Consider the following 12,665-nt stretch of genomic DNA (forward strand, 5'->3'; position numbering starts at 1 on the left):
AATTTTAGATTAATTTCAGATTTGCAAATTTAGTAAGTAATTGTTTTGTACCATGTTCTTCAAATGCAATAGTAACTTTCTGCATATCACCAGTTCCATTTATAGCTAATATTTTTCCAATACCAAATACAGCATGAGAAACTCTACTTCCGACTCTCAAAGATCTTCTTTCCTGTTCGTAATAATCGTCATAACTTCCCTGATAATATTCATCGTATTCAACATTTGCTCCTGCTTTTCTTCTTCCTGCTCTTCTACTACCAGGACCATAAAGTTCAGTGTATGTAGATTTATCTAATTCATCAATAAATCTTGAACGACTTTGATAAGCAACTTCTCCAAAACGATAACGAGATCGTGCATAAGTTAAAAATACTTTTTGTTTAGCTCGAGTTAGAGCAACATAGAATAATCTTCTTTCTTCTTCTAATTTTGAATCGGAATCGAATTTTGGATTAAGCGGGAATATATCTTCTTCGAGACCAGTTATAAAGACAATCGGGAATTCCAGTCCTTTTGCACTATGAACTGTCATCAAAGTTACTGCATTAGATTTTTCATCATATTGATCTACACTTGTTACAAGCGATACTTCTGCAAGGAAATCGTCTAAAGTTGCGTTGGGATGTTCTCTACAATAATCATGAATTGCAGATATTAATTCTTGAACATTTTCATAATGAGCAAGCGACTCAGGAGTATTTTCTTCTTTATAAATTTTTAAGATGCCTAATTCGTCTATTAAAGCAGATGTTAATTCTCCAAGAGAAAGTTTATTTTTTAAGTCAATATATTTATCCAGAAATAATTTGAATTGTTTTACATTTTTCTGAATTCTTTCTTTAACCTCAATAACTTCAAAAACACGAGCCATTGTTGTAAATAATGATATGTTTAGTTTACGTGCAAAAGCTATCATCTTCGTAATCGAAGTATTACCAATTCCTCTCTGCGGGAAATTCATTATTCGCAATAAACTCTCTTCGTCATTAGGATTAGATAAGACTCTTAGATAAGCAATAATATCTTTAATTTCTTTCCTTCTGTAGAATTCAATTCCACCAACAATTTTATATGGTATACCTTCTCTTCTGAAAATATCTTCAAAAACACGTGATTGTGAATTTAATCTGTAAAAAATAGCAATATCACTTAATGATATTTTTCTTGTTGAAACTTCTTTTTTAATTCTTTTTGCAATTTGGAATGCTTCATCTTTTTCGTCTGTTGCTCGTATTAAAGTAATTTCTTCACCGTTATCATTTTCTGTCCACAGAGTTTTTGCAATCTGTTCAGTATTATTCTTTATAATTGAATCTGCAGCTGCAAGAATAATTTTTGTGGAGCGATAATTTTGTTCAAGTCGGAATATTTTAGCATCCTTGAAATCTTTTTTAAAGTTGAGCATATTTTTAATATCTGCACCACGCCAGCTATAAATACTTTGTGCATCATCTCCAACCACACAAATTCTGTCTTTAGGTGGACTTAATAATTTCAATAATTCATATTGAGCTTTATTGGTATCCTGATATTCATCAACCAGAATATATTTAAACATTTTTTTGTATTTCTGAAGAACTTTTGGTTCTTTTCTAAATAACTCAATAGGTTTGATCAGTAAATCATCAAAATCCATTGCGTTATTTTCAAAAAGTCGTTTATTGTATTCTTTATAAATTTCCAGGAATTTTCTATCGGTTAAAGAATTAGTCATTATCTTTTCAAAATCTTCAGGTAAAATCAACTGATTTTTAAGATGACTAATTCGATGTTGCACGCCATTTGGAGTTAAGCTTTCAAGGTTGATATTTAGATTCTGCATTACGTTTGAAACAAGAGAAACAGAATCTTCTCTATCATATATCGAATAGTTAGGTTTATAATTCAAATATTTAGATTCAGCTCTTAAAATTTTAGCTAAAATAGAATGAAAAGTCCCCATCCACAGTTGTTCTGCCTTTTTACCAATCAAGGCTTTGATACGCTCTTTCATTTCGCGGGCGGCTTTATTAGTAAACGTAAGAGCTAAAATTGACTCAGGTTCCATTCCTTTTTCTATTAGATAAGCAATTTTATAGGTTAGAACACGGGTTTTACCTGAGCCAGCCCCCGCTACTACCATATGTGGACCTGCATTATATTCTACAGCCTTACGCTGTTCTTCATTTAAATCATTTAGAAATTTCATAAGAAATGTAATTTTTAGTTAGTAAATTTAAATAAAACATCAGGTATTATCAATTAATTGAAGTAAAAAAGATTTGTTAGCTAAGAAATTTAAAAATTTCCTTTTTTTAATTTGCCTAAACCACCACCGAAAGTAGTCACCCATAAGTCATCATTTTTGTCTATCACAATTCCTGAAACTTCTTTACCTGGGATTTGTGAATTATACGTGTTATAAAATATTGCGTTCCCAGGATTATCATAAAATTTTGTAAGTCCATCTTTAGTACCAACCCAGATCATGTCATTTTTATCAACATAAATTGTTTCAATCAAATGCGACGATATTACATTTAGAGTAAGAACTTCCCAGAAACTTCCATTAAATTTAGTAAAACCACCTGTATACCCATTATTCTTACTTGGTGCATGAGCTACATAAACATTTCCCCTTCTATCACATTTAATTTCTTTAATTATGTTACCCACATTAATCGGTAATCCCATATTATTCATATTATAATGTGTCCAGCTGATACCATTAAATATACCAATTCCATTCGTACTTGTTCCAATCCATATTTTATTATCTTCATCTATTGCAATAGCAGTAATAAAATTTCCTGGTACTCCATTTTTGGTATTATATATTACCCAATTACTACCATTATACTTCACAAGTCCATTTTGAGTGCCAATCCATGTATTCCCATTTTTATCAAAAGCAATAGATGTTACATAATTATCTGGAAGATACGAAGTATAATCTATCCAATTAATACCATTATAAACCTGCAATCCTGTTGCAGTTGCTATCCATAATCTATTAAACCTATCAATGGCTAAATCATTGATATTATTATTCAATAAAGGTGAATTTTCATTATTAAAATATGACCAATTTTTCCCATCGAACTTACATAAACCTTTATCTCTTGTTCCAATCCATTTAATATTATTACTATCGACAACTATATCAGCTAAAAGATTTGAATTGATACCTGAGTTATTTGTTCGATAACTTACCCAAACACTTGTATCTTCAAGTGATAAGTGAAAAAATGATAGGATACTTCCTTTAATAAGAATATTGTTGCTATCAGCTCTGTGTAATCTTTTTGTGTATTTTATTTTATATAATCCAGGGAACAAATTATATACAGTAGCAGGAGTTTTTAAGTTTAATAAACTATCGTTTAGATAAATATCAGCACCTGAAGGAAATGATGTACAATAGACTTTCCCGTAATGTCCTGGATTTAAATAGTAATTAACCAGTACAGAATCTACTTCGTCAGACTTAAGAAAAATATATAAAGTTGTATCTTTGAACAGGTCGAGTTTTAAAGTAAATTTATTTTCGCCTTCTTCGAGCCAATTTAATTTTGCAGGTGTTTTAAGACCAGTATTCTTATTATTAACATATATCAAAGCACCAGCAGGTTTACTGTCTATATATATACTAACATTTTTTACAGGCAATTCTTCTGGTTCACTATTATAAACTTCTCTTTCACAAGAAATAAATGATAGTAAACCAATAAATAAAATTTTTATTAAAATTCTATTGCTCATAATTTCAAACCTGGCTTATATCCAAACGATCGAATATAATCATGTGTAAATCTTAACACATAATTACTCTTATTGTAAATTCCAAAAACTCCATATCCCCCTTGAATGTTTGAATAATCTGTTTCGTCTAATTTTACTGAATATAAATCTCGACCCCTTGCAGTAGAATTATAATAGTAACTCAAGTTTTCATCGAGTGAAAGAACTTCGAGAATACAACTGAGAATTTCATAATTACCTTTTTCTGGATCACCTTTTGAAATTAGTTCCATTGTTTTATTAATAACTTCTAAGTTTACTGAAAATGCAGAAATATTAGTTGGTTCTGGATAGTCTGGAATATATTCATCATTATAAAAGATATAACTTTGTGGGACTAAAGCTATCTTTCTAATTTTTTTACCATTTTCATATTTGAAATAATAAATTCCAAGTCTTGTAACAAATACCTGATCTTGCTGATTACCATTCCAGACAATTTTTATATAATCTCTATCCTTTGCTGGAATAATAGTATCGCACAATTCTTTTTTAAAAATAATTTTATCTGGAACAACTGAACTTGATCTTAATTTTTTGCCATCTGGTAGTATTGCTTCAATTTCAACAAAAGAATTTGGTAAAGGTTGAAAATTGTTAGTGTAATAAACTTTATATGGATTTTTATAATTATCATATTCCGATCTTTCAATTATAGTATCTTTAAGAATAGATACAATCTCATTTCCATTCCAAAGTCTTATCAATGAATTATCTACAGAATGGTTAGTTGAATCTGAATAAGGATCATAATTATTTGACGAATAACTTTTTGAAAGTAAAGCAACTTGAAAAGTTGTATCTGCTCCTACTATACAATTGAGAACATACTTTTCTTTAAAATCACCAAACGGATCTAAATTTTCGTTACAGGAAATTATCAATATCAAATTTAATAGCAGGAATATTTTTAATTTCATTATAATTCAACCTTAATTGTTGCGGTTGGTAAAAATGGTAACATATTCACACGTTCGCCAGTATCTCTACTGAAATAAAAAATATTTTTCCTGTTATAAACATTAATCAAATTCACATTTAAAGTAGCTTTAAAAAATCTGATTCTAAATTTTTTTGATATCGAAAAATCAAGTCTATGATAATCAGGTAATCTTCCTAAATTTTGTATGCCAAGAATTGTGTAAGGTTTTCTTGGATCGTATTGATACCAGGGAACAAAAATGTTATCAAGATATAATTTATCGTAGTATCCAAGAATTTGAGTAAAAGGTAAGCCAGAATTATATAACCATGTAATGCTTGTAGACCAGTCTTTCCCCAGCTTAATTTCAAATATAAAATTTGCTGCGTGACGAATATCGTACTTGGGATAATATCTTAATCCATTTATTTCTTTATAAGCATAAGCAAATGTATATGAAGAAGAAATATTATATAAATCATTACTATACTTCAAAAGAAATTCAATACCAGAAGATTCACCAGTGCCCGATATAAAATCGGGATCTTTGAATAAAACTTTTTTATCATTAAGTAATGGTAAATTTTCTATACGTTTATAATAAGCTTCTATATCCAAACTAAAATTATTCATGATGAAAATTTCAAGTCCACCAATGTAATGAAAAGCATTTGGTGGAATTAAATAAGAAGGCAAAATTATCCAGGGCTCATACAAATTTATAACTTCGTTTTCGTCTGTAATTGTAATTAGTTCTTGTTGATATAAACCAATTGCACCTTTAAATGCTATAAAAGAAAATGGTTTTAAAGTAAAATTAAATCGGGGTTCAAACACTTTTAATTTTTTATTACCAGATAACGAAGCAAGATTAATTCGAGAACCAATATCAATGCCAAGAAATTTCCATCTTAACAATTTGTATTTGCCATAAAAAATAATATTAGCTCCTGATGTAAAAAAATTATTTTCGTTGCCAGTAATGTTTTCTTTCATAAGATTAGTTTTAATCTGTTTGATATGAAATCCAATATCAAGTTCATCTTTGCTATTAAATACATAAGAAAAATCCATTTGAAGAGTTACATCCTGAATTTCATTTTTGCTTTGAAGAACACTGCTAAGTTTTGGTATTATTTCTCCTTTGAAATTACTTACAGAAATACCAAGCTCAAAAAATAAAGGGCTATCACTAATTTGAAACCATTTAAAACCAAACAAGTTATTTGTCCAATTAAAATCTTCAAAGCGGGGATCATCATTAATTACTTTATCACCACTAAAAAATCCATTTATAGAAAATTTAGCTCCTTTAATAAATTCAGGATTGGAATAATTCATCTTAAAAGAAAAATCATAAAAATCTGCAGGGACATTTTTATTGTTAAGGAATTTTTTAAGTATGGATGTTGAATAACTCTTTCTTCCAGCGAGATAAAAAGAACCATCAGGGATTGGTCCTTCTAACATAAACTTACCTGTAAGATAACTTGCTGATGCTTTTGCAGAAAAATTATTTTTATTCCCATCTTTTGTAATAATTTTTATAACAGAAGATAGACGATTACCAATTTCGGAATTAAAACCACCTTTATAAAATTCAACATTATTTATTATATCAGGATCGATAGCACCAAAAATTCCAAGAGCATGAAATGGATTATACAAAGTAATTCCATCTAATAATACTAAATTTTGATTACCTGCACTCCCTCTAACATAAAATCTTGCTGATATATCTCCAGTTGATTGAACTCCAGGTAAATATTGAATGGCTCTAAATAAATCTGACTCAACACCTTTAGGTAGAGTTTCAATATCTCTGGCAATTAATTTTTGTAGACTTATATCAAGTTCATTTTCTTTATTTATTCTTTCACCAATCTTTTCAATTGTTTTTAATTCAACGCTTGCAGGAATTAATTTAATATCAAGATGAGTAATTTTATTTTTTACCAAAAATATATTAATAACTTTTGTTCGATAACCAACATAAGATACTATGAGAGTAAAATTTTTTTCTGCAGGAATTGATGGGATAATAAAATAACCTTTGGAGTCAGTAGAAGTTCCGATTGCAAGTTCTTTTATATAAACATTGCCGAAAGCTAAAGGTTCAGAATTTGTTGAATCAGTTACAAGTCCTCTTAAAGTACCTAATGATTGACCATTAACATTACTAACAAAAATTAATGATAAATAACAAAGCAGGATAATTCTATATTTCATAAAATAAATAATAAAATGAGAAAAATTTATTATATCAATTGTAATTTCAAGTGAAGCAAACTATTTAATCAACGTATGTATTTTAAAATTATTATACAGTTCAAATAGTAATGAAAAAAAATATTACCCTCGATTAAATTAAACATTCCTGTATACAATAAAAAATAAAATGTGATAGTAGTATAAATTAATTTTTGATAGAAGCTGGTAAAAATAGAAACTCCTAAATAGTTAAGCTTGATTAGCTAAGTACAAAAATTCACACTTCTATCAAATCAATTATTATAAAGAATCTTAGTACTCTTTAGAAAAGATTGAGTAATCTAAAAAGTATATTTAGAAATTAATTATTATTAAAAATCATAATTAATCTTCCATAGTTGAAATATTTCCCGGGTCATGACCAAGTACTTTTGCTTTTAATACTCTTCTCATAATTTTTCCGCTTCGTGTTTTGGGTAAAGAATCTACAAATTCAATATGTTCTGGTTTTGCAATTGGACCTACTTCGTGACTAACATGTTGCCTTAGTTCTTCAATTAATGCAGTTGATTTTTCATAACCATTACGAAGAATTACATAAGCATAAATTGCATTTCCTTTTACTTCATGAGGTAGACCAATTGCAGCAGCTTCTGCTACTGCTGGATGACTTACCAGTGCACTTTCAATTTCTGCTGTACCTAATCGATAGCCAGACACTTTAATTACATCATCTACTCTTCCAATAATCCAGTAATATCCATCTTCATCTTTACGTGCACTATCACCTGTTAAATACATACCAGGAAATTTACTCCAATATTGTTGAACATAACGTTCAGGGTCTTTATAAACTGTTCTCAGCATTGCTGGCCATGGAGTTTTAATTACAAGATAGCCTTCTTCATTTGGTTTTACAGAATTTCCATTTTCGTCAACAACATCCATTTCAATTCCGGGAAATGGTCTTGTTCCCGATCCAGGTTTTAATGGAACGCATGGCATTGGAGTTATCATAAACATTCCAGTTTCTGTTTGCCACCAAGTATCCATGATAGGACATTTTTCTCTACCTACTACTTTATAATACCATTTCCATGCTTCAGGATTAATTGGTTCTCCTACTGAACCTAATAATCTAAGAGAAGATAAGTCATGACGTTTGACCCACGCTTCTCCAAATCTCATTAATCCACGAATTGCAGTTGGAGCAGTATACAAAATATTTATACCATATTTTTCAATCATTTGCCACCAGCGATTTGGATATGGATAATTTGGAGCTCCTTCATACATAAATGATGTTGCTCCATTTAATAATGGTCCATAGACTATATAACTATGACCGGTAATCCATCCTGGATCTGCAGCACACCAATATCGATCTTCTTCGTGTATATCAAAAACATATTTTAAAGTTGTATAAACCCCCACCATATAACCACCATGTGTGTGCAAAATTGCTTTTGGTTTTCCTGTAGTACCAGATGTATACAATATAAAAAGTGGATCCTCTGAATCCATAATTTCTAATGTAGAATTCTGAGTGGCAATTGGTAAACTCATTAATTCATGATACCACATGTCTCTTCCGTATTCCATATTAACATCTTGATTAGTTCTCTTAACAACCAATACATGTTCAACAGTACCACATCTTTGTAATGCTTCGTCTGCAATTTGTTTTAATGGTACAATTTTCCCTCTTTGATAAGCTCCATCAGCAACAATTAGCACATTAGAATTACTGTCTTCAATTCTTTCTGCAAGAGATTCTACTGAAAATCCTCCATAAACAACGGAATGAATAGCACCAATTCTTGCACATGCTAACATTGCAATAATAATTTCAGGAATTCTTCCCATATAAATTGTTACTCTATCACCTCTTTGTACACCCATACTTTTCAAAACATTTGAAAACTTACATACTTCACGATGCAATGCATAATATGAAAAAGTTCGTAAATCACCATTTTCTCCTTCCCATATTAAAGCTAGCTTGTTTCTGCGGTAAGTTTTAATATGAACATCAAGACAATTATAAACAATATTTGTTTTAGCTCCGGTAAACCATTTATAAAAAGGTTTATTAGAATCATCTATTACTTTTTCCCATTTATTAAACCATTGCAATTCATCAGCCATTTTAGACCAGAATTCTTTATAATTTTTAGTAGCAAATTCATTTAATTCTTCCCAATTTTTTATATGTGCTTTATTTATTACTTCTTGATCAGGGTAAAAAACTTCCCCGGCAAATTTTTTATTATTAATCATAAATCCTCCAATTTTATAATGCTTTGAAAATTAGACCAAATGTCCTTAGATTTGCAATTGAAAATAAAGGATGATGTTTATATAATCAATAAAAATTTTGTGAAGGGTAAATCTAAATATAATGTAAGCTGGCTCGTATTAATTTTATACCTTTTACTTTTATTTGTAAATGTTTTCCATGTTCATCATTATAATTTCAAAATTAGCAGCCAGCAAGAACTATCAAATCAAGAATATTTTATAGATCCATATCAGGATGAATCTGGAATTTGCAGAGTTGAGCATTTCTTCAATAATACATTTAATGCACAATTAAAATCTTCTTTTGTTTCTTACCTGTACCAGACCCTTACAATAATTAAACTTAATTTTATTTTTAATCCACTTAAAAAATTTCTTACTTCAGCAACATTACGTTCACCTCCCCATTTGTTCTAACACCATTCTTAAAATCATTAAGAAATATTAAATAACCGATTCTCCTTTTACTTAATAAAACTATACAGGGAGGTTTATTATGAAGACTATAAATTTCTTATTATCATATATATTTCTACTTACCTCATTAATCAGTGCTCAAACATTTTCATTGATTGGTTATGTTAAAGACGAAAAAGATAATTCACCACTAATTGGTGTAAATGTCTTAATAGAAGAATTAAAAATTGGTACAACAACAGATAAAGAAGGAAAATTTGAATTTCATAATCTTAAAAGTGGAAATTATTCTTTGAAATTTTCTTATATAGGTCACAAAACAACTTTTAAAAAAATAAATGTACCAGCAGATAGCATAATTGAAGTTAAACTTCAAGAAGGAATAATAAATTTAGAGGAAGTTATAGTTACAGGAAATCCTATTTCTATTGATCCAAAAAATTTATCACAGAGTTCTTTATCGATAGCAAATCTGGAATTACTAATTAAAAAGAATTCTACAATAGCACAAACACTAAATTTTCAACCTGGAATTTCAATGCGATCCAATGGAATTGCTACTTCAAGACCAGTGATTAGAGGTTTCAGCAATAATAGAGTTCTTATTTTAGAAAATGGCTTGAGGATGGGAGATTTATCAAATACATCAGATGACCATGCTGTTTCATCGGATGGAAATACACCAGAAAAAATAGAAATTCTACGTGGACCATCAAGTTTACTTTATGGAAGTAATGCAATAGGAGGAGTTATCAATATAATAACAGAAGAAATTCCAAACTATATTTCAAATGGAATACATGGAGAAATCAATTCAGGAAGATCATCTGTAAATAAAGAATATAATATCAATAGTGATTTACATTTTGGCTTTGATAAATTTTCTTTTCATACAAATTATTTCAATCGAGGTAGTAAAAATTATTTTGATGGCAATGGTTTAGAAGTATTAAACTCAGATCAATTTACAAGAGGATATCAATTTGGATTTGCATTCATTCCTTCATTCTTAAGAAGTGGAGTGAGTTACAAAGATTATTACAATAGTTATGGAATTCCGATAGCTGATAATGATGATGAACCTGTAAAAATTAATATGAAGAAAAAAGAATATCGTTTATTAATCGAAAGTAATAAAATAAATTTTTTTATAAATGAATTTAGTCTTAAAGCTGGTTATCAAAATTATGAACATCAAGAAGTGATTAGAACAACTGGAGAAATAGGAACATCATTTGGATTAAAATCCTTTGGTTTAGATTTATCTTTCAAACACAGACCAATTATCAAAAATATTAATGGTGTAATTGGATTATGGTATCAAAAACAAAATTATAACATAACTGGCGAAGAAGCTTTTACTCCCAATGCAGATTATCAAGGATTGGCTACTTACATTTACGAGCAAGTAAAAACTGATAAAATAAATTTTCAATTAGGAGTTAGAGTTGAAAACAATAAAATAAAAATACCAGAATCAATTATATCCAGTACTTATTTCCCTCCAGAAGAAAAAAATTATTTATCATTCAGCGGTTCACTTGGTATTTCATATAACATAACGAATGATATTTCCTTTTTTTCAAACATTGCAAATGCTTTCAGAGCTCCTACAATCGAAGAACTTTCTTCTTATGCAATTCACGAAGCTACAGGAACATTTGATATTGGTAATCGCAATCTAAAGAAAGAAAATAATATTGGTCTTGATTTAGGATTACGAACAAATAAATTTAATTATACAATTGAGCTCAACTCTTATTACAATATCATTAATAATTATATTTATCGAAAGCCAACAAGTTTATTTTGGGACGTAAATTCTGGAACCATTAGTGATTCTTCTGGTTATCCAGTTTACATTTATTCTCAAGCTAATGCTATAATTTATGGATTTGAATTTTTAACACAATATGAACTGAACAGAAATTTATCATTAATATTAATGATGGATTATACAAGAGGAAATATGAAAGATACAAAAGAAAATCTGCCAAAAATACCTCCATTTAGATTTTCAATCGAGCAAAGATACTTTACAGATAATTACTGGATTGGTTATCAATTAAAATTAGTTGCTTCACAAAATAAAGTAGCAGCAGAAGAATTACCAACTAAAGGTTATGGTATTGTAGACATTTATGGTGGAATAAAAATTTTAAAAAATAAATTTTATCACATCTTTAGTTTAAAGATTGAAAATATTTTTAATAAGTCATATAAAGAGCATCTATCATCAATAAAAAATTTTGCTTATATGCCTGGAAGGAATATTCAATTGAGTTATAGATTTTTATTTTAAGTAAGTGATTATTATATTGGCATTACAAGATTTTAATTTTTTCTTTACATTATGTTATGACTTAAACAAGTTGCTGATGGTTATTTCTATAACTTTCAGCAATCCTGTAATACCATTTACTTTGTTCTTTAATTGATTTACTTAATTTTTGAAATATTGCTGAAGGCAGTCTCGTCATGCAAAAGCATGATGGACTAAATCGCCATTCATTTTTGTTCTTTATTTGTTTCATTTAATTTTGGAGAGGTGGCCGAGTGGCTGAAGGCAGTCTCGTCATGCAAAAGCATGACGGACTAAACCGCCATTCATTTTTGTTCTTTATTTGTTTCATTTAATTTTGGAGAGGTGGCCGAGTGGCTGAAGGCAGCGGTTTGCTAAACCGCCATAGGGGCTTAAACCTCTATCGCGAGTTCGAATCTCGCCCTCTCCGCAAGTTTTTATTTTTTCATTATGCTTTTTTATGTCTACATCCTTTATTCCCCTTCTCATAATCGTACTTATGTTGGTCAAACTAATAATATCTCCACTCGTCTTGATTATCACAACAAAGGTAAAGTTAAATCTACTAAAGCTTTTCGTCCATGGATTTTAATTTACTTCGGATCTTTCTCTTCGAGAGCTGATGCTATGAAAAAAGAATTATGGTTTAAATCTCATTCAGGGAGAAAGAAAATCTCTGAATTTTTAAACTCATATCTACTTAACCATTTTTCTTAAATTTTTTCAAAA

At 29.2% G+C, this 12,665-nt stretch carries 8 protein-coding genes and 1 tRNA gene; 4 read left to right on the forward strand and 5 right to left on the reverse strand.

The window, feature by feature from the left end:
* Positions 1-4: 4 nt before the first annotated feature.
* The 5 genes from VJY38_RS00370 to acs form a co-directional block, all read right to left on the reverse strand.
* Positions 5-2,191, reverse strand: a complete 2,187-nt coding sequence (locus VJY38_RS00370; RefSeq protein ID WP_353678682.1) for an ATP-dependent helicase — start codon at positions 2,189-2,191, stop codon at positions 5-7.
* An 89-nt stretch (positions 2,192-2,280) separates the two neighbouring features.
* Positions 2,281-3,744 (reverse strand): two-component regulator propeller domain-containing protein, encoded by a 1,464-nt coding sequence (locus VJY38_RS00375; RefSeq protein ID WP_353678683.1) that lies wholly within the window; start codon positions 3,742-3,744, stop codon positions 2,281-2,283.
* A complete protein-coding gene (locus VJY38_RS00380) occupies positions 3,741-4,703 on the reverse strand; it encodes a DUF4249 domain-containing protein (RefSeq protein WP_353678684.1) in 963 nt (320 codons plus the stop codon). The genes VJY38_RS00375 and VJY38_RS00380 overlap by 4 nt, the downstream gene beginning before the upstream one ends.
* Positions 4,703-6,934: a TonB-dependent receptor gene (locus VJY38_RS00385; protein ID WP_353678685.1), complete on the reverse strand. Its 2,232-nt coding sequence runs from the start codon at positions 6,932-6,934 to the stop codon at positions 4,703-4,705. The genes VJY38_RS00380 and VJY38_RS00385 overlap by 1 nt, the downstream gene beginning before the upstream one ends.
* A 366-nt stretch (positions 6,935-7,300) precedes the next feature.
* Positions 7,301-9,196 carry an acetate--CoA ligase gene (gene acs / locus VJY38_RS00390; RefSeq protein ID WP_353678686.1) on the reverse strand — a complete coding sequence of 632 codons (1,896 nt, stop codon included), beginning with the start codon at positions 9,194-9,196 and terminating at the stop codon, positions 7,301-7,303.
* A 57-nt stretch (positions 9,197-9,253) separates the two neighbouring features.
* On the opposite strand from acs, the gene VJY38_RS00395 reads away from it, so the two are divergent.
* From VJY38_RS00395 to VJY38_RS00410, 4 genes are all read left to right on the forward strand, one after another.
* Complete coding sequence (locus VJY38_RS00395; RefSeq protein ID WP_353678687.1) at positions 9,254-9,634, forward strand: hypothetical protein; 381 nt, start codon at positions 9,254-9,256, stop codon at positions 9,632-9,634.
* 79 nt (positions 9,635-9,713) lie between these two features.
* The gene (locus tag VJY38_RS00400) at positions 9,714-11,936 is read left to right on the forward strand and encodes a TonB-dependent receptor (protein ID WP_353678688.1); all 2,223 of its coding nucleotides are present in this window, start codon (positions 9,714-9,716) and stop codon (positions 11,934-11,936) included.
* Positions 11,937-12,275: 339 nt separating this feature from the next.
* A tRNA-Ser gene (locus VJY38_RS00405) sits at positions 12,276-12,366 on the forward strand.
* A gap of 20 nt (positions 12,367-12,386) precedes the next feature.
* A complete protein-coding gene (locus VJY38_RS00410; RefSeq protein WP_353678689.1) occupies positions 12,387-12,653 on the forward strand; it encodes a GIY-YIG nuclease family protein in 267 nt (88 codons plus the stop codon).
* The last annotated feature ends 12 nt before the right edge of the window (positions 12,654-12,665 follow it).

This window comes from Rosettibacter firmus (genome assembly GCF_036860695.1).
GTDB lineage: Bacteria > Bacteroidota > Ignavibacteria > Ignavibacteriales > Melioribacteraceae > Rosettibacter > Rosettibacter firmus.

Bases quoted from the DNA above. Each gene is read 5' to 3' on its own strand.
- VJY38_RS00410 (WP_353678689.1), top strand. From the start codon at position 12,387: ATGCTTTTTTATGTCTACATCCTTTATTCCCCTTCTCATAATCGTACT.
- VJY38_RS00400 (WP_353678688.1), top strand. From the start codon at position 9,714: ATGAAGACTATAAATTTCTTATTATCATATATATTTCTACTTACCTCA.
- VJY38_RS00385 (WP_353678685.1), bottom strand. From the start codon at position 6,934: ATGAAATATAGAATTATCCTGCTTTGTTATTTATCATTAATTTTTGTT.
- VJY38_RS00375 (WP_353678683.1), bottom strand. From the start codon at position 3,744: ATGAGCAATAGAATTTTAATAAAAATTTTATTTATTGGTTTACTATCA.
- VJY38_RS00380 (WP_353678684.1), bottom strand. From the start codon at position 4,703: ATGAAATTAAAAATATTCCTGCTATTAAATTTGATATTGATAATTTCC.
- acs (WP_353678686.1), bottom strand. From the start codon at position 9,196: ATGATTAATAATAAAAAATTTGCCGGGGAAGTTTTTTACCCTGATCAA.
- VJY38_RS00370 (WP_353678682.1), bottom strand. From the start codon at position 2,191: ATGAAATTTCTAAATGATTTAAATGAAGAACAGCGTAAGGCTGTAGAA.